An 18,971-nucleotide genomic window follows, 5' to 3' on the forward strand; every position below is an offset into this window, starting at 1 on the left:
GGCGCAGGCCGCGGCAGCGGCCTGCGCTACAGTACGCACATGAACGAATTCGACCGCGTACGCGACTATCTGACCGGCCTGCAGGACCGCATCTGTGCCGCCATCGAGCAGGCCGACGGCCAGGCCCGTTTCAACGAGGACCGCTGGCAGCGCGCCGAAGGTGGCGGTGGCCGCACCCGCATCCTGCGCGATGGCGCGGTGTTCGAGCAGGCCGGCATCGGCTTCTCCGACGTCGCCGGCACGCGCCTGCCACCCTCGGCCTCCGCCAACCGCCCGGAGCTCGCAGGAGCGTCCTGGCGCGCCTGTGGCGTGTCGCTGGTGTTCCACCCCAGCAACCCCTACCTGCCGACCACCCACGCCAACGTGCGCTACTTCCAGGCCGAACTGGACGGCAAGACGGTGGCGGCCTGGTTCGGCGGTGGCTTCGACCTCACCCCGTTCTATCCCTTCGACGAAGACGTGCAGCACTGGCACACGATTGCGCGCGAATTGTGCGCACCTTACGGCGAAGAGCGCTACGCCGCGCACAAGCGCTGGTGCGATGAGTACTTCTTCCTCAAACACCGCAATGAAACACGCGGCGTTGGCGGCCTGTTCTTCGACGACCTGCACGCCGACTTCGAGACCGACTTCGCTTACCTGCAGGCGGTGGGCGATGGCTTCCTCGATGCCTACCTGCCCATCGTCGAACACCGCAAGGACACGCCGTATGGCGAACGCGAGCGCGAGTTCCAGCTGTACCGCCGCGGCCGCTACGTCGAGTTCAACCTGGTCTACGACCGCGGCACCTTGTTCGGCCTGCAGAGCGGCGGCCGCAGCGAGAGCATCCTGATGAGCCTGCCACCGCGCGTGCGCTGGGAATACGGCTATACCCCCGACAGCGGCAGCGACGAAGCGCGCCTGGCCGAATACCTGGTCCCGCGCGACTGGCTGGACGCCTGAACTGTAGTGCCGAGCCATGCTCGGCATGGGCTTTACCCGCAGTCTTGTAGGAGCGGCGTAAGCCGCGAAGCTCATTGTCGGTCCGATTGCGGGCATCGTCGCCACTTCATTGCTGCCGGCTTCGCGGCTTACGCCGCTCCTACAACACCGTTGCCGAGCATGGCTCGGCACTACATCTTGTCTTTCTTGAGGATGATGGTGATGTGGCCGTTGGTTTCCAGCAGTGCCAGATCAACTTCATCCACTTCATCGCAACCGGCATCGCGCATCGCCTTGGAAAAATCGGCCTTGCTGACCAGCTCGCGCTGCAGCACCTTCTGCAGCACGTGGCCATGCCGCGCCAACACCACCGGTTCGCCTTCGATCACCTGCTCCATCACCGGGCTGCGGGTAGTGATCCAGCCCACGACGTAGTTCAACGCGATCAGCGTTGCTGCCAACAGCAAGCCGCCGCCCAATGACGTGTCCTGCCCCAGCAACGCGTTCTGCACGGCATTGCCCAACAACACCAGCAACAGCATGTCGAACGGGGTGAACTGACCCAGCGTGCGCTTGCCAGCAACCCGCACCATCACCAGCACCACGACATAGACAATCACCGCGCGCAGGATGAACTCCCACCACGGCATCGCCAGTGCGAACAGGTCGGACATGATTCCCCTCCATCACTCGATGACCTCATCCTCGGCCAGTGCAGATAAAGACGGCGCGAGAAAATCGGCGGGAGCGGCCTCCCATCTGAATAGTTTCAAATGAGACAAAAAAGAAGCCCCGCCGACCAGGGGGGGGGTCGACGGGGCCGGGGAGCGGGCATTTGGGGAGGAATCCCCGCTCCGAGATCTGCTCCAGGGGATGGGAGAGATCCGCGACAGACGTTGCGTCTGTCGCGGACTATATGAGCACTATCAACCTTGATGGTTCGTGAAGATTCTGTCTTTCCTCCAAAAGAATTAAGGACAGATTCATCTGCGGAAAACAGCATTATTTTCTAAATGCAATGTAACGCGACGCATTGTTTCATTTACCAAAACTTTCTAGTTAAGAAACTAGAAAATCAATGCGCTTCGTCCCAGTTTTCCCCGATTCCGGTGTCCACCACGAGCGGCACACGCAGACTCGCAGCTGATGCCATTCGTTGCTCGACTTCCGCGCGCAAGGTGTCGATGAATGCGATGTCGGCCTCGAACACCAGTTCATCGTGCACCTGCAGGATCATCCTGGCCTTGTCACTGTGCACCTGCAGCCAGCCATCCACGCTGACCATCGCGCGCTTGATGATGTCCGCGGCAGTGCCCTGCATCGGTGCGTTGATGGCGGCACGTTCGGCACCTGCGCGCAGGCCCTGGTTGCGGGCGTTGATGTCGTTCAAATACAGGCGGCGACCAAACAGGGTTTCCACATAGCCCTGCTCGCGCGCCTGCACGCGCATGCGCTCCATGAAATCGCGGACCGCCGGATACCGACTGAAATACAGCGCCACATAATCCTGCGCCTGGCCACGATCGATGCCGAGGTTCTTGGCCAAGCCGAACGCGCTCATACCGTACATCAGGCCGAAGTTGATTGCCTTGGCCGCGCGACGCTCGTTCGGTGTCACTTCGTCCAGCGCGCGACCGAACACTTCGGCAGCGGTGGCACGGTGCACGTCGGCGCCCTGCTCGAATGCACGCACCAGGCCCGGGTCTTCCGACAGGTGCGCCATGATCCGCAGCTCGATCTGCGAGTAGTCGCAGGCCATCAGCTTGCGCCCCGGCGGGGCGACGAATGCCGTGCGGATACGCCGGCCGTCCTCGGTACGGACCGGGATGTTCTGCAGGTTGGGATCGGACGAGGACAAGCGCCCGGTCGCCGCTCCCGACTGGTGATAGCTGGTGTGCACGCGACCGGTGTCCGGGTTGACCATCTCCGGCAGCTTGTCGGTATAGGTGCTGCGCAGCTTGGTCAGGCCGCGGTATTCGAGGATGACCCGCGGCAGCTCGTGCTGCTCGGCAATCGCCTCCAACGCTTCTTCGTTGGTGCTGGGCTGGCCCTTGGGGGTTTTCACCAACGCCGGCAGGCCAAGCTCATCGAACAACACCGCCTGCAGCTGCTTGGGCGAATCCAGGTTGAAGGTATGCCCTGCCAGCTCGGTGGCCTTCTGCTGCGCAGCCAGCATGCGTGCGGACAGATCGCTGCTCTGCCGCTTCAGCTCGGCCGCATCGATGCGCACGCCGTTGGCTTCGATGCGCGCGAGCACCGGCACCAGCGGCATTTCGATATCGCGGTACACGCTCTGCAGCGACGGCACGGCCGCCAGCTGCGGGCCCAGCACACGGTGCAGGCGCAAGGTGATGTCAGCGTCTTCGGCGGCGTAGGCGCCGGCCTCGTCGATGCCTACCTGGGCAAACGAAATCTGCTTTGCGCCCTTGCCGGCCACGTCCTCGAACTTGGTGGTGGTGTAGCCAAGGTAGCGCTGCGCCAGCGAGTCCATGTCGTGGCGGGTAGCGGTGGAGTTCAGCACGAAGCTTTCCAGCATGGTGTCGTCGGCATAGCCCTGCACGTCGACGCCGTGGCGGCGCAGCACATGGATGTCGTACTTGCCGTGCTGGCCGAGCTTCTTCTTGCCGGCATCTTCCAGCAGCGGCTTGAGCGCATCCAGCACCTGCTGCATCGGCAGCTGTGCCGGCGCACCCGGATAGATGTGACCTACCGGGATGTACGCGCCCTTGCCGGGTTCGACCGCCAGACTGATACCAACCAGGTTGGCGCGCATCGCGTCCAGTGCATCGGTTTCGGTATCGAAGGCGAATTCGTCGGCGGCCTGCAGGCGTTCCACCCAGGCCTGCAGCTGCTCGCTGGTGAATACCGTTTCGTATTCACCCTTGGCCGCCATCGCTGGGTCCAGCCCGGCAACCGGCTCATTGTCGACGGCCCTGGCGTAGCCAGCGGCAGTGCCGCGCAGGCTCGGCTTGCTGTCGGTAGTGACGTCTGGTGCGGCCACACCGCCCAGCTCGCGCAGCGCCTGGGTGAAGCCGTAGCGCGCGTACAGGCCACGCAGCGACTCCACGTCCTGCTCGCGCAGCTGCAGGTCGCGTGGCCCCTGTTCCAGCGGCACGTCGGTGCGGATGGTGACCAGATCACGGTTCAAGGGCAGCCGCGGTAGCGCGGCGCGCAGGTTCTCGCCAATCTTGCCCTTCATGCCCGGGGCGGCAGCAATCACGCCGTCCAGATCGTTGTACTCGGCCAGCCACTTGGCGGCGGTCTTGGGACCGCACTTCTCCACGCCCGGCACGTTGTCGACGGTATCGCCCATCAGCGCGAGGTAATCGATGATCTGATCGGCGCGCACGCCGAACTTGTCGATCACCGCCGCGTCCGAATCGGTACGGCTGCCGGTCATGGTATTGACCAGCACCACGCCCGGACGCACCAGCTGGGCGAAATCCTTGTCGCCGGTGGAGATGGTGACTTCCAGTCCATCCGCAGCGGCGGCCAGCGCCAGCGTGCCGATAACGTCATCGGCTTCGACGCCGTCGACACGCAGGATGTCGATGCCCAGCGCCTGCACGATGTCGCACATCGGCTGCACCTGCGAGCGCAGGTCGTCGGGCATCGGCGGACGGTTGGCCTTGTACTCGGCATACATGTCGTCGCGGAAGGTCTTGCCCGGCGCATCGACCACGAAGGCGACGTATTCGGGCTTTTCCTTCAGCGTGGATCGCAGCATGTTGACCACGCCGAACAGCGCGCCGGTTGGCTCGCCATTGGCGTTGGTCAGTGGCGGGAGCGCGTGGAACGCGCGGTACAGGTAACTGGAACCGTCTATAAGGACTAATCTGCTCATGCGCTGATTCTACGCGGCGGACCGTTGCCGCATGTGGACAGGCATAATCGAACCATTCCCACCGAAGGATGCGACCCCATGAAATCCCTGCTGCTGATTCCCCTGCTGGCCCTGGCTGGCTGCGCCTCCCTCGGCGAAGGCGCGACGCCGGTAGATGTCAAAGGTGCGGATATCACGCGCAAGTCGATGGACAACGGCGACACCATCGAGGAATACCGGGTCGGCGGCACCCTGCGCATGGTCAAGGTGACCCCGTCGCGCGGCGCACCGTTCTACATGTACGACCGCGATGGCGACGGCCGCATGGACAGCGACAAGGACGGCACCAAGCCGGTGTACTGGAAGCTGTATAGCTGGTGATCTTCTACCCCCTCCCTTGCGCGAAGCGCAGGGGAGGGTTGGGGAGGGGTGCTTTTGGCGGCCAATCCTGAAGGCCAGCAGGCCCATTCACCCGGTACAACAAAGCCCTCGATTCGAGGGCTTTGTTGATTCTTGGTTCTGGTTTCTTTGGGGATACCGCGGGAAGCAACCCCTCCCCAACCCTCCCCTTCGCTGCGCGAAAGGGAGGGGGCAAAGGCCCTCCAATCGAGGCCTTCACGGCGGAAAGCACCCCTCCCCGGCCCTCCCCTTTGCCTTCGGCAAAAGGGAGGGGGTGGAAGCCTCAGCGGATCACCAGCACCGGCACCGTGCTGCGGGCCAGCACTTCCGAGGTCTGGCTGCCCAGCAGGACCCGGGTGACGCCACGGCGTCCGTGCGAGGTCATCACCACCAGGTCGCTGTTGCAGGCCTTTGCGGTGTCGATGATGCCGTCGGCGGCGTAGCGGTCCAGCACGTGGTGGGTCTGCACGTCGGCCACATCGGCCGCGTGAGCGGCTGCCAGCGCCGGTTGCAGGATCTTCTGCGCGGCTTCCTCGCGGTCCTTCTTGTACTCCGGGCTGGCCTCGTAGCCGGCACTCCAGCCCATGGCGTCGTACATGCCCACCGCCCACGGCTCGGAAACCGTGACGATGTCGGCATGCGCGCCCAGCTGGGCGGCCAGCTCCAAGCCCTTGGCCAGACCCTTGGCGGAAAGCTCGGAACCGTCGGTGGCGATCAGGATGCGCTTGTACATGGCAGTTCTCCTTGGATGAAGGGTGGTGGTGACACCATTGCACACCCGATGTTGCCCCCATGCCTTGCGCAAGATCAAACCGGGCCGATCAGGCGCTGACCCATACCTCCCAGTGTGGTCCGCGCAAGGCCCCAAGGGGCGCTGCGCCTACGCGGGTTACAAATCCGTCGCACCTGCAGTGCAGAGCCATGCTCGGCAGCCTTTCACACGGACAAGGGGATCCGACACATCGTCGGCGCCCACAAACGAATCAGATCACCGTCAGATTCGCATACGCCATCACCAGCCACTTGCTGCCGGCGTCGGCGAACTCGACCTGCACGCGTGCATGCTGGCCGTTGCCTTCGTAGTCGGTGACCATGCCTTCGCCGAACTTGGGGTGATTCACCAACGCACCCAGCTTGATCGGCGGCGCTTCGATATTGGCGTGACCGCCCATCACCCGGTTGGCACCTAGCGAGGCCGGGCGCGAGACCTGCACCTTGGGACGAACCTCGCTGAGCAGCTCGCGCGGGATCTCGCGCAGGAAGCGTGACGGCAGGCTGTAATTGTCCTGGCCGTGGATGCGGCGCGATTCGGCATAGCCCAGCACCAGCTTCTGCCGTGCACGGGTAATGCCGACGTAAGCCAGACGGCGCTCTTCTTCCAGACGCCCGCTTTCTTCCAGCGAGCGTGCGCTCGGGAACAGCCCTTCTTCCATGCCAGCCAGGAACACCAGCGGGAATTCCAGGCCCTTGGCCGAGTGCAGCGTCATCAGCTGCACGCCCTCTTCGCCCGCCTGCGCCTGACCTTCGCCAGCTTCCAGCGAGGCATAGGACAGGAAGGCGACCAGCTCGCTCATGTCCTCGGCACCCTCTTCGATATCGTCTTCGCGACGCACGAAGCGTGAGGCCACCGAGATCAATTCGTCGAGGTTGTCGGTACGCGATTCCGAGTCCAGCGCGTTGCGACTTTCCTTGCCCCAATGCTCACGCAGCGCCGAACGCGACAGCACGTGATCGATACGCTCGGACAGATCCATGTCGCCGGTCTCGGCGGTGATCTGCTGCACCAGGTTGATGAAGCCGGCCAGGGCATTCTTGGCGCGCGAAGTCAGGTCCGTGCCCTGCGTGGCCAGCATCGCCGCTTCCCACAATGGCAGCGCCTGCTGGCGCGCAATGCGTCGCACTTCATCCAGAGTACGCTCGCCGATGCCGCGCGTCGGCGTATTCACCGCACGCTCGAATGCAGCATCGTCGTTGCGGTTGGTCATCAAGCGCAGGTAGGCCAGCGCGTCCTTGATTTCAGCACGCTCGAAGAAGCGCATGCCGCCGTATACACGGTATGGCACCTGCTCGCTGAGCAGGGCTTCTTCGAAGGCGCGCGACTGCGCGTTGCTGCGGTAGAGCACGGCGACGTCACCATAGCTGCCACCATCGCGTACCCATTGGCGTGCACGCTCGACCAGGTAACGCGCCTCGTCCATTTCGTTGTAGGCGGCGAACAGATCGATCGGATCGCCGTCGCCGCTGTCGGTCCACAACTGCTTGCCGATGCGGTCCGGGTTGTGCGCGATCACCGCATTGGCAGCACCCAGGATGTTGGCGGTGGAGCGGTAGTTCTGTTCCAGACGAATGGTCTGCGCGCCCGGGAAATCCTTCAGGAAGCGCTGCACGTTCTCGACCTTGGCACCGCGCCAGCCGTAGATGGCCTGGTCATCGTCACCAACCACGAATACATGCGCGCTGTCGCCGGCCAGCACGCGCACGAAGGCGTACTGGATGGCGTTGGTGTCCTGAAACTCGTCGACGAGGATCTCGCGGAAGCGGGCGCGGTAATGCGCCAGCAGCGCCGGGTTGTCGCGCAGCAGCTCATGCGCGCGCAGCAGCAGTTCGGCGAAGTCGACCAGGCCGGCTCGGTCACAGCGCTCCTGGTAGGCCGCATAGGCCTGGCGCAGGGTTTCGCCCCACTGGTCATGCGGCTCGGGCTGGATGTGCTGCGGACGGCGGCCTTCGTCCTTCTGCGTATTGATCCACCACATCACCTGCTTGGGCGGGTACTTGCTGTCGTCCAGCTCCAGCTGCTGGACCACGCGCTTGACCATGCGCAGCTGGTCGTCCGAATCCATCACCTGGAAGGCTTCGGGCAGCTTGGCATCGGCCCAGTGCAGGCGCAGCAGGCGATGGGCCAGGCCGTGGAAGGTACCGATCCACATGCCGCGGCTGCCCTTGCTCAGCTGCAGGTCGATGCGGTGGCGCATTTCGCCGGCCGCCTTGTTGGTGAAGGTAACCGCGAAGATGCCGTGCGCGGGCACGCCACAGACTTCGGTAAGCCAGGCGATGCGATGGATAAGCACGCGCGTCTTGCCGGAACCGGCGCCGGCAAGAATCAGGTGGTGACCAAGAGGCGCGGAAACGGCCTCGCGCTGGGCTGCGTTCAGCCCGTCGAGCAAGTGGGAGACATCCATGCACCCATTTTACGGGAAGGCGTCCCGGTAGTGCCGAGCCATGCCCGGCAAGGGTTTTACCAGGAACCCGTTTTGTAGGAGCGGCGTAAGCCGCGAAGCCGGCAGTGCTGGAAAGGCCTTAAGAGCCACCCCCTCCCCAACCCGTCCGGCCCGAAGGCACAGCCTTCGGTCGTTCATCAGGCCGCGCGCCAGTGGCGCGCAAGCAGGCCTTCTTCACCCCCTTTGCTGCGCAAAAGGGAGGGGGCAAAAGCACTACAGCGTCTGTTTCGCCGCCGCGGCCGCCTGCCCACGCAATTCAGGAATCGCCAGGCTCTCCCACAGGTTGCCGATGCGCAGACTGCCCAACACCTGCACGCGCGGCTCGACCGCGCCATCGGCGTCGATCAAGCTGCCGTCGGCTGCTGTGTCCAGACCGATCCCATGCGGGCCGGCGCGGCCGACGCCACTGCCCAGCAACTGCTGCAGCAGCGGATTGCGCATCGCCTGCGCGCGCATTTCCACGCCGGTGGCGTTGACCACGCATTGCACCTCCAGCTGCATCGGCTGACGCCAGCGATCCTGCGCGGTCAGGCGTACGCAGGCGCCTTCGGCAACCGCGGTTTCCAGACGGCCACGATGCAACTGCAGTCGACCGGCCTGCTGCAGCTCCAGCAGCTGCGCATGCAGCGGCGCGGCGATACGGTGGCGATGCACATCCCAGTAGCGCACCACATGGCGCAGGAAACGCCGCTGGTCGTCGAATGAAAGGGTTTGCCACAGCCGTTGACCCAGCGGACGAATACGCTCCATCACGCTCTGCCACGGGATATCACGCGCTGCCGCTTCGGCCGCGTGACATCGCAGTGCGTGCATGCGCTGGCGCAGATTCATTGCCAACAACGGTTCCGGATCGTAGTCGGCCGCAGCGCCCTTGGCATGCGGCAGCGGCAGAAGCGCATGCCGCGACATCACATGGATACGGCCGCGATGACCATTGGCCTGCAGCGTTGCCACGCTGTCGGCCATGCTCAGGCCGGAACCGATGATCGCCACGTCGGCGTTGCCCGCAATGCCGTCGAGTGACGGGTAATCCCAGGCTTCCACTCGCTTGCCATCGACCAGGCCGCTGGCACCACGTGCCGGCAACGGCCGCAGCGCATTGCCCACCGCCAGAATCACCCGCCCGGCCTGCAACGGCCGACCCGAATCCAAGGTCAACAGCACACCTTCGTCATTGAGCTGCAGCGTCTGTACCCGTGCAGCAAGAATTTCCAATTGCGCAGGGCTGGCGTCCACCGCCTGCTGCAATCGGTGGCGCAGGTAGTCGGCGTAAAAACGACGCGACACGAACTGCCCGGCCAACTGTTCCCGCGACAGTGCCGGAAAGGCCTGCGCCTCACACAGGTAGTCGAGGAAATCCTCGGGTTGTTCAGGAAAGCCGCTCATCTTGGCGGCCGGCACGTTCAATACGTGCTCGTCGCGGGTGGTGGCATAGGCCACGCCACGGGCCAGCGGCAGACTGGGCTCGATCACCAGCAGGCGCAGCGGCCCGCTTGCGCCACGCAGCACGCCGATGGCAGCAAGCACGCCGGCGGCGCCACCACCAATGATGGCCAGATCACACAATGCAGGGGTATCGATAACACTCATCTGCCCGATTGTAGGCGATGCCGTACCCCTGCCTGATGCTGCACGGGCATGTATTCATGCTCGCAGGGCGGGAACTTTTTCACGGCGCTGAAACACAAAACCCGCCTTTCGGCGGGTTCTGCTTGGAACAGCAGCTCAAACAATCCCTGGGGATTACTTGATCTTGCCTTCCTTGTACATCACGTGCTTGCGAACAACCGGATCGTACTTGAGGAATTCCATCTTCCCCGGGGTGTTCTTCTTGTTCTTGTCGGTCGTGTAGAAGTGGCCAGTGCCGGCCGAGGAAATCATACGGACCTTATCGCGCTTACCTGCCATGATCGTTTACTCCTCAGACCTTTTCGCCGCGCGCACGCAGCTCAGCCAGAACGGAATCGATGCCGTTCTTGTCGATGGTGCGCAGTGCATGCGCGGAAACACGAAGCTTGATCCAGCGGTTCTCGCTGGCAACCCAGAAACGACGCTCGTGCAGGTTCGGCATGAAACGACGACGGGTCTTGTTGTTGGCGTGCGAGACGTTGTTACCCGTCTGCACTCGCTTGCCGGAAACTTGGCATACGCGGGACATTGCGCACCTCGGTAATGTTGATGACTTCCTTAGCCAGGAAGACGGCGGCCCCGGCGGTTACCCGCCACGCGTCATGGGAATCAAAGGGTTACGCTGACAAGGATGGCCAGATGACGTGTTCCCGGCCACCGGCCCGGAGAATTCCGGACACAGCGAGCCGCGTATTGTGCATGTAATCAGGTACCTGCGCAAGTTTGCGCCGGCAACCCTCAGGGCCTGGCGACAAACAGCCCGCCCGAAGCAGGCGCCCGCTGCAGTGCATCGGCGCTCAGCCGGGCCCTGGCGGTGCTGATGAACAGGCGCCCATCCGGCGCAAAACACAGGCTGCCCACATGCGGTGCCGGCACCGCCAGGCGCCGCTGGACTGCGCCATTGGCAGCAAGTTCGAGCACCGCACCGCCGCCCCACATCGCCACCCACAGGCTGCCCTGCGGCGACATCGCCATGCCATCCGGCTTGCCGGGCTCGCCGAGGAAGTCGGTGATCACCCGCGGCTCACCCAGACTGCCGGCCTCGATGTCGGCTGGGTAGGCCAACAGGGTCCGCGCCAGCGTGTCGATCACATACAGGGTCTGGCCGTCGGCAGAGAAAGCCATGCCGTTCGCCACGCCCAGCCCTTCGGCCACGCAGCGCACCGGGGCATCGGCGCTGGCTGCATGGAACAGTGCACCGCGGCCAGCAAGCAGGCCACGGTGCATCGAACCAGCCCACAGCCCGCCACGGGCGTCGACCACCATATCGTTCAGGCGGCAACCAGCGCCCACTGCGATCTCCGGACCAGCCGCCAAACTGCCATCGGCGCCGATCCGCACGAAATGGGTCTCGCCGTTGCCCACCAGACCCTGCCCGTCACAAGCGAGCGACCAGACCGCCTCGGCCAAGGGTGTTCGTGTGCAGGCCTCACCATCCCAATGCAGCAGGGCCGGTGCGGTGGGCTCGACCCAGGCGACCCGACCGTCTTCCAGCACCAGCGGCGACTCGCCGACCAGGGTCTGCGCGTCGCAGGCCAGACTGACACCGCTGGCGGGCACAGCCTGCAAGGCCTGCAACCACTGCCACGCCCGGGCACCCACCTCCTCTGCACTACGGCCCGGCCGGTACAGATCCGAACCGATGCCAACCGCGCGTACTCCGGCCTGCCACAGCGCCGGCAGGGCATCTGCGCTGAAGCCGCCGACCGCCACCAGTCGCGCCTGCGCCGGCAGCACCGCTGCCAGTGCCGACAAGCGCGGCGCCGCCTCGTGCGCAGGGAAGGCTTTCAGGTAACGCGCGCCAGCAGCCAGGGCAGCGAATGCTTCGCTCGGCGTGGCAAAGCCCGGCATCGGCTCCATGCCATGCTCGAGCGCGGCGCCGATCACCGCCGGGTTGGTATTGGGCGATACGCAGAAGCGGCAACCAATCGCCGCCAGCGCCTGCACCTGCTCCACCTCCAGCACGGTACCGGCGCCCACCAGCAAACGATCGCCGAAATGCGCGGCCATCAGCGCGATGGTGGCCAGTGGATCGGGCGAATTGAGCGGCACTTCGGCCAGTCGCACGCCTGCATCTACCAGCGCCTGACCGACCGCCAGCGCCTCGGCGCCGGTAAGTCCACGCAGTATCGCGACCAGCGGCGTATGTTCGATCGCCGCATCGAAGGCGGCGGCGGAGTTGTGGTTCATGCGGGTTGTTCCAATGCCGCCCGATGCAGGGCGAGAAATCCGCGGGTCACCGCGTCGTGCGATGCGATGGAATACGCCTGCCCGCCAAGTACTTCGATGGCGCGCGCATACAGCGCACACACCGGCGCAGCACCCACCAGCGGCAGCGGCCTGCTCAATGCATCCGGCCACAGCTGCAGCACATCGGCCAATTCCGCACCGATCAGCACACCACGCAACCACGATGCACCGTCGCGACGCGGCAGTTCACCACGGATCACCCGCGCACGCGCGCCGAACAACAGGCTGCCCAGGCCCAAACCGCTGCGATGGCCTTGCTGCAGGCCATCGAGGAATGCCGGACCATCTTCGGCGGGACCATCCACCACCGAAGCCAACAAGCCGGCAGCGGTCAGGCGATCGAACACCTCACCGGACATCGCGGTCAGGAACGATGCCACCGCGCCGTCCTGCAGCTGCACCCATTTGCTGTGCGTACCCGGCAAAGCCAGCAATCCATCCAGCGGCAGCTGGCCGGCGTCGAGCAGGCCAAGCAGCTCGGTCTCTTCGCCGCGCATGATATCGGGCGCATCGTCCTGCGGGCGCCGGCAAGCCAGCCCGGGCACGATCGCCACCGCCACCGGACCGATGTGGGTCCGGTGCAGCCGTGCCGCCAATCGCTGCGGCGTTGCCGGGCAATCGGCATAACCAGCATCGCTCCAGCCAACATTGGAGCCGACCATGCCGCAGGCATAGACCCGTGCGGCATCCGGCCAACGTGCCACCGTCTGCACCAGCAATGCTTCCATCTGCGCACGGTCCAGGCCGACGATGCCGCGCGGCTGTTCCACCGTATCGGCAACGCGGCCATCGGCCTGGATCAGGAACGCACGAAAATTGCTGCTGCCCCAGTTGATGCCGATGATCGGCGCCTGCTGCATGCCACTCATCGACGTGTCACTCCCGCACCACCATCAAGCGGCACCACCGCGCCAGTCATCCAGGCACTGCGCGGCGAGGCCAGGAACAGCGCCAGCTCGGCGGCATCCGTCGCCGTGCCGAGCCGCTGCAATGGATGCCGCTGCACATTGCGCGTGCGTGCTGCCTCGGCATCCTCACTGCGATTGAAGGAGGCGCGCAGCATCGGTGTATCCAGCGAGGCCGGTGCGATCGCATTGACGCGGATCTGCTCGGGCGCCAGCTCCAATGCCGCGGTGCGCGCCAGCGATTCAAGTGCGGCCTTGGAGGCAGCGTAGGCAGCCAAACCGGGTGTTGCGTAGCGCGCGTTGATCGAAGACAGCAGCACGATGCTGCCGCCGCCGGTGCGGCGCAGGCCCGGCAATGCATGCCGCATCAAACGCCGTGCGCCAAGCACGTTGACCGTATGCACCTGCTGCCACAAGGCATCGTCATCGGCCCAGGTATCAGCGGGCGGGCAGATGCCGGCGCAATGGATCAAGGCGTCCAGCGGCTGGCCGACATGTGCAGCCAGCGCGGCATCCACCGCCGCGCCATCGGCCAGGTCAAGCACAAGTTGCTGGACCGCACCCGCTACCGCCACCCGGTCCAGCGCCAGCACCTGCGCGCCCTGCGCCTGCAACAGCGCGCACACGGCCGCCCCTGCACCGCTGGCAGCGCCACTTACCCAGACGCGACGCCCACTCCATTCCATCTGCCGTACATCCTCGCCCATGATCAGAACCGATAGGTGATGCTGGCCTTGTACGAACGCCCGAACACCACATTGGTGCGCAGGCCTTCGCCATAGCCATCGAAAGTGCGCTGTTCGCTGTCCAGCAGGTTGTTGGCCTCGACCTTCAACGACATGCGGTCGCTGAAATCGTAGCTCATCGATGCCGACAGATCCTTGTAGGTATCGTTGTAGATACCGGTGGATGCGGCGGACAGACCGACCAGGTACTCATCGCGCCAGTTGTAGGCCAGACGGATGCCGAACGGCCCGTTCTCGTAGTAGCCGATCAGGTTGGCGTTGTTCTTCGACAAGCCCGGGAAGCTCATCGCATTGCCATTGATGTCGGTGATCGGGGTTTCCGAGTCGATCCAGGTGTAGGTCGCCACCACACCGAAGCCATCGAGGATGCCGGTGAACGGCACCTGCGCCAGCAGTTCGGCACCTTTCACCTTGGCTTTGTCACCGTTGATCTTGCGCAGCACCAGGTAGTTGGTGTTGTTGTAGACCTCGTTGCTCTGCCGCTGCACGATGAAGGTGGAGACATCCTTGTAGAACAAGCCAGCCGAGAGCAGGCCCTGGCCGCCGTAATACCACTCCAGCGACAGGTCATACTGGGTCGCCTTGAACGGATCCAGGTCCGGCGCGCCACCACTGCCGGTGCCCGGCGAGGTCTGCACGCCATTGCCATCGAACACGGCATTGTTGTTGAGGGTCACGCCGTTGTTGAGGTCCTCGGTGTTCGGGAACGCCACGACTTTGGCGGCACCACCGCGCAACACCAGCGTATCGCTGAGCTGCAGCTTGGCCACCATCGACGGCAGCATCTCGTCATCGCTGCGCTTGAACGTGGCCGGTGTCACCACACCAGTTCCGCTGAGCAGGTTGCCGCGCGACTCGAGCTCACGGTGCAGGAAGCGCACGCCGATGTTGCCGGTCAACCCCATGTCGCCGACCGTGGTGTCCCAGTTGAGCTTGGCGTAACCCTCCAGGAAATCCTCATCGACACTGAAGGTGGAACCATGGGTCAGCACGGTGTTGCGCAGGTCCAGGCATTGCGCGTTCTGCGAGATCACCGGCAGGTTGGTATAGGTTTCGCAGCCGGCCAGCTGGCCACGCAGGCCGGCCAGATAGTCGCGCGGCAGGCCACTGAACTCGCCCGGCAGGAAGTCGTGGTTGCTGTACTGGCTGACGTAGTCGCCCATCTGCGATACCGGGATGCCGCCGGTCGGGCGGATGTCGGCGCGCAGCGGGTTCTGCAGGCTTTCAAGTCGGCTGAAACGCGCGCCGAAATCCAGCGAGCGCAGCGGACCATCATCGAAGGCCAGGCTCCAGTCGGTACGCAACGCGCTGGAATCGGTTTGGGCGCGCCAGTTGTTGTCGAACAGGATGGTCATCCGCCATTGCGCCGGATCGGTCACGTCGACGCCACTGACATTGAAGCTGCCGAAGCTACCATTGCGCAGGTCGAAGTCGGTGACCGAGGTCAGCCCGGCCATTGGCGCCAGGCGCATGTAGTGCTGGTCATAGCTGGCGGTGGAACGGCCCCAGTTGAGCTCGGCCGAACCGTCCAGCCGCTCACCGACGCGGAAGCTGGCGCGCAACGCGGTGGACAGCGTGTCTGCGTCGATGTCGGCCACTTCCGAGTTGAGCAGCACGGTGCCGGTAGAACGGCCAGCGAGCAGGATGTTGTGCTCGGAGTAGACCGCATTGCTCAGCCCGGCTGACGGGTTGAAAGCAATCCAGTAGCGATCACGCTCGGCTTCCTGGCGCGAATAGAACGTATCCCAGGTCAGCTCGACGCCATCCACCGGCCGCCATTGCAGCACCGCGCTGACGCCAACCTTGGTGCGGTCATCGTCGATGTTCTGCGCACGCATGTCGGTGCTGCCGAAGCGGGTCTTGCCCGGGTCGGTCGGATCGGTGAAACGGCTATAGCCGGAGAACGTGTCCAGCCCCTGCTGGACCACGTTGCGGTGACCATAGGTGGCCGAGATCAACGCACCGAAGCGGCGGTCCTCGCTGCGTCGCGACAGCAGGCCGAAGGCGTTGTAACCGTAGGCATCGGCCATGTCATCGTAGGTTCCAGCGACGCTGACCACGTTCTGCTCGCTGTCGCCGGACAGCGGCTGGCGCGTATTGATGTCGACGATGCCGCCGAGGCCACCGCTGAGCTGGTCGGCACCGGCCAGCTTGGTCACCGACAGCCGCGAAATCAGCTCCGACGGCACCAATGACAGCAGTCCATACGTGGAGGTCGCCAACTGGTCCAGGCCATTGCCGCCGCGGCCGGTGGCATCGACGATCTGCCGGCCGTTGTAGAGCAGCACGTTTTCCTTCATGCCGCGCACGAGGATATCGCTGCCTTCACCCATGCCGCGCTCGATCTGCACACCGGCCACGCGACCCAGCGATTCGGCCACGTTGGTGTCGGGCAGTTTGCCGATGTCATCGGCGACGATCGCGTCGACTATCTGCGCCGAATCGCGCTTCAGGTCGCGTGATGCTTCCAGGCTGCCGCGGATGCCAACCACGGCAACAGCATCCAGGGTCTGCGCTTCCTGCCCGCCTGCGGGCGGGGCAGCGGCGTCCTGCGCCGAGGCCAGTGCAGGTGCCAACAGGCAGACGCCCAGTGCGGTGAACAAAGTCGAACGTCGAAAACGATGCATATGTCGTGCCCTCTCCCAAGGTAGGGATCCTGCAGCCTGCCACCAAGACCGGCGCGGACCCTCTCCGTCCGCTGCCCCGCCCCGCACTGCCAGCCTGCCGCCCGGATCCAACGAAATCCGTCATTGCTGCTGCACTGCGACTTGGCAGTGTTGTCGCTAATATAGCAATATGTTTTGGCCGCGCACGCTGCAATGCAGCGAAAGAAGTCGATATACCAGCGGACACTTGGAAATCCCCTTTAACGCGTGTTGCTACGAATGGCACACCAATAGAACAAGGACCCGGCGCAATGGCCGCTCTGCAAGGCGTCTTCCCGATTCTCCCCACGATCTTCACTGCCACTGGCGCCATCGACGAGGCCGGCACCGAGGCAGTGTTCGAGTACCTGCTGGCCGCAGGTTCCGCAGGCGTCGTGTTTCCCGGCCTGGCCAGCGAGTACGACATGCTCAGCCTGGAGGAGCGGCTGCACCTGACAGCCTGCATCGGCCGCTGGAACCGCGGCCGCGTGCCTTTCATCGTCGGCGGCAGCGCAAAGACGCTGGAGGACGCGGTGCAGGTCACCCGTGCGGGCGGCCAGGCTGGCGCGGCGGCGGCGATGGTGCTGACCCCGCATGCATTGGCCGGAGATGAGGATGCGATGGCGGCATTCTTCGCCCGCCTCGGCGAAGAATCCGGCGTCGCCATCATGCTGCAGAACGCCCCGGCACCGATGGGCATCGGCCTTGGCGTGGACGCATTGCTGTCGCTGGCCACGCGCGTGCCTGCGATCCGCTACGTCAAGGAAGAAACCATGCCGTCCGGCCACCGCATCACCGCGCTGTCCGAGCGTGCTGGCGACTCGGTGGAAGCGATATTCGGCGGCGCCGGTGCCCGTTACGTGCTGGATGAGCTGGCCCGCGGCGCGGTCGGCACCATGCCCGCCTGCGAAATCACCGAAGTGCACGTGGCGATGCTGGCCGCGCACGCCGCCGGTGATCCGGAAACCGCACGCGTGCTGTTCGAGCGCACCCTGCCCTTGCTGAGCATGCAGGCGGTGTTCCGCTGGCGCCTGACCAAGGCCGTGCTGCTGCGCCGCGGCCTGATCGCCAGCGACCATGTGCGTGCGCCCGGCCCGGCACTGGATGCCTACGACCAGCGCGAACTGGATACCCTGTTGGCCCGCATCGCCGATCTGCTGCCGCTGGATGCAGTTCCCGGCCGCGCGCCACGGAGTCCTGCATGAGTGCCGTCACCCGCGTCGAAACCTTCATCCTGACCGTGCCGCGCAACACCCCTTACCTGGGCCCATTGGGCGCAGGTGAGCGGGTCAATGCGCGCGGCTACCTGGTGCGACGTGGCAACGGCACGCTGTATCCAACCGTGGACAGATCGGTACTGGTACGCGTGACCACGGCCGATGGTGCCATCGGCTGGGGCGAGACCTATGGTATCTGCGCACCGCGTGCGACCTGCGAAATCATCAACGACCTGCTCGCGCCGGAATTGCTTGGACGCGAGCCCGAGGACGTGGAAGCGATCTGGGATGACCTGTACGGGCTGATGCGCGTACGCGGCTGCGGCAGCGGCTTCCACACCGACGCGATCGCCGCACTCGATATCGCCTTGTGGGACCTGCGCGCACGCGCGCAGGGCAAACCACTGTGGGCACTGCTGGGCGAACGCCGGCATGAACGCATCGCCGGCTATGTATCCGGCCTGCCGGCCGCCACCGTCGCCGAGAAGATCGAGATGGCGCGCGGCTTCGCTGCCGAGGGCCACACCGCGTTCAAGGTGCATGCCGTTGTAAGCCATGAAGGCATCGCCGAGGAAATGGCGGCACTGCGCGAGGCGCTCGGCGACGAGGTCGAATTGATGGTCGACCTGCACTGGAAGTTCGATCACGCGCAGGCACTGCAGTTGGCCCAGCAACTGCAGCCCAGCAAGTTGACCTTCATCGAGGCACCGTTGAAACCAGAAGACGTACCCGGCCTGATCGCACTCGGCAAGGACAGCCCGATTCCGGTTGCCGCCGGCGAAGAATGGCCCACCGAATACGTTGCACGGCCGCGCATCGACGGTGGCAGTCTTGCCTTCGTGCAGCCGGAGATGGGCCACACCGGCATTACCCAGTTCCTGCGCATCGCCCGCCTCGCCGCTGCGCGGGGCGTGCAGGTGGCACCGCACGCGACGATTGGCGGCGGTATCTTCATGGCGGCCAGCCTGCAGGCCTCCGCCGTGATCGAAGGCCTGTGGCGGCATGAGTGGCAACATTCGATCTTCTCGCGCTCATTGCGCATGCTCGACACCGACATGGCCTACGGCCGCCAGGGTTATCAGCTGCCAAGTGGCAATGGCCTGGGCGCAACGCCCAACGCGTTGTTCTGGGAACACGCCGAAGCGATCAGCTGAGCAGCAGGCAAAAGGCCGGAGCGGTTACCCGCCCCGGCCTTTTCAGTGCAACAAGGTTTCAACC

The 18,971-nt window shown here is 64.7% G+C and carries 15 protein-coding genes; 4 read left to right on the top strand and 11 right to left on the bottom strand.

Annotated elements, in window-relative coordinates; all coding sequences use genetic code 11:
* Positions 1-39 precede the first annotated feature (39 nt).
* Positions 40-942 carry an oxygen-dependent coproporphyrinogen oxidase gene (gene hemF / locus QMX78_RS12860; RefSeq protein ID WP_282270154.1) on the top strand — a complete coding sequence of 301 codons (903 nt, stop codon included), beginning with the start codon at positions 40-42 and terminating at the stop codon, positions 940-942.
* A 170-nt stretch (positions 943-1,112) separates the two neighbouring features.
* Here the strand turns inward: hemF and QMX78_RS12865 are convergent, their stop codons facing one another.
* Both QMX78_RS12865 and polA read right to left on the bottom strand, forming a co-directional pair.
* Positions 1,113-1,595, bottom strand: a complete 483-nt coding sequence (locus QMX78_RS12865) for a YetF domain-containing protein (RefSeq protein ID WP_282270128.1) — start codon at positions 1,593-1,595, stop codon at positions 1,113-1,115.
* A 401-nt stretch (positions 1,596-1,996) separates the two neighbouring features.
* Entirely contained in the window at positions 1,997-4,765 is a 2,769-nt protein-coding gene (gene polA / locus QMX78_RS12870) for a DNA polymerase I (RefSeq protein ID WP_282270130.1), read from the bottom strand.
* A gap of 78 nt (positions 4,766-4,843) precedes the next feature.
* Between polA and QMX78_RS12875 the strand changes: the two genes are divergently transcribed.
* On the top strand, positions 4,844-5,125 hold the full coding sequence (locus tag QMX78_RS12875; RefSeq protein WP_282270132.1) for a DUF2782 domain-containing protein: 282 nt from the start codon (positions 4,844-4,846) through the stop codon (positions 5,123-5,125).
* Positions 5,126-5,426: 301 nt separating this feature from the next.
* Here QMX78_RS12875 and QMX78_RS12880 read toward each other — a convergent pair whose 3' ends face one another.
* From QMX78_RS12880 to QMX78_RS12920, 9 genes are all read right to left on the bottom strand, one after another.
* On the bottom strand, positions 5,427-5,876 hold the full coding sequence (locus QMX78_RS12880; RefSeq protein ID WP_282270134.1) for a universal stress protein: 450 nt from the start codon (positions 5,874-5,876) through the stop codon (positions 5,427-5,429).
* Positions 5,877-6,126: 250 nt separating this feature from the next.
* Entirely contained in the window at positions 6,127-8,322 is a 2,196-nt protein-coding gene (gene uvrD / locus QMX78_RS12885) for a DNA helicase II (protein WP_282270136.1), read from the bottom strand.
* 252 nt (positions 8,323-8,574) lie between these two features.
* Entirely contained in the window at positions 8,575-9,951 is a 1,377-nt protein-coding gene (locus tag QMX78_RS12890) for an FAD/NAD(P)-binding protein (RefSeq protein WP_282270138.1), read from the bottom strand.
* Between the two features lie 153 nt (positions 9,952-10,104).
* Entirely contained in the window at positions 10,105-10,272 is a 168-nt protein-coding gene (rpmG, locus tag QMX78_RS12895; RefSeq protein ID WP_172675037.1) for a 50S ribosomal protein L33, read from the bottom strand.
* A 10-nt stretch (positions 10,273-10,282) separates the two neighbouring features.
* Positions 10,283-10,519 (bottom strand): 50S ribosomal protein L28, encoded by a 237-nt coding sequence (gene rpmB / locus QMX78_RS12900; RefSeq protein ID WP_282270140.1) that lies wholly within the window; start codon positions 10,517-10,519, stop codon positions 10,283-10,285.
* Positions 10,520-10,728: 209 nt separating this feature from the next.
* Positions 10,729-12,180 (bottom strand): 2-dehydro-3-deoxy-6-phosphogalactonate aldolase, encoded by a 1,452-nt coding sequence (locus QMX78_RS12905; RefSeq protein ID WP_282270142.1) that lies wholly within the window; start codon positions 12,178-12,180, stop codon positions 10,729-10,731.
* Positions 12,177-13,109, bottom strand: a complete 933-nt coding sequence (locus QMX78_RS12910) for a 2-dehydro-3-deoxygalactonokinase (protein WP_282270144.1) — start codon at positions 13,107-13,109, stop codon at positions 12,177-12,179. The genes QMX78_RS12905 and QMX78_RS12910 overlap by 4 nt, the downstream gene beginning before the upstream one ends.
* On the bottom strand, positions 13,106-13,852 hold the full coding sequence (locus QMX78_RS12915; RefSeq protein ID WP_282270146.1) for an SDR family oxidoreductase: 747 nt from the start codon (positions 13,850-13,852) through the stop codon (positions 13,106-13,108). Before QMX78_RS12915 ends, QMX78_RS12910 begins: the two co-directional genes overlap by 4 nt.
* Before the next feature lie 2 nt (positions 13,853-13,854).
* Positions 13,855-16,518: a TonB-dependent receptor gene (locus tag QMX78_RS12920; protein WP_282270148.1), complete on the bottom strand. Its 2,664-nt coding sequence runs from the start codon at positions 16,516-16,518 to the stop codon at positions 13,855-13,857.
* 290 nt (positions 16,519-16,808) lie between these two features.
* Between QMX78_RS12920 and QMX78_RS12925 the strand changes: the two genes are divergently transcribed.
* Together QMX78_RS12925 and QMX78_RS12930 are read left to right on the top strand one after the other, a co-directional pair.
* Entirely contained in the window at positions 16,809-17,741 is a 933-nt protein-coding gene (locus tag QMX78_RS12925; protein WP_282270150.1) for a dihydrodipicolinate synthase family protein, read from the top strand.
* On the top strand, positions 17,738-18,907 hold the full coding sequence (locus QMX78_RS12930; RefSeq protein ID WP_282270152.1) for a mandelate racemase/muconate lactonizing enzyme family protein: 1,170 nt from the start codon (positions 17,738-17,740) through the stop codon (positions 18,905-18,907). The genes QMX78_RS12925 and QMX78_RS12930 overlap by 4 nt, the downstream gene beginning before the upstream one ends.
* Positions 18,908-18,971: the final 64 nt, after the last annotated feature.

It is taken from the genome of Stenotrophomonas sp. PS02298, from assembly GCF_029959445.1.
Lineage (GTDB): Bacteria > Pseudomonadota > Gammaproteobacteria > Xanthomonadales > Xanthomonadaceae > Stenotrophomonas.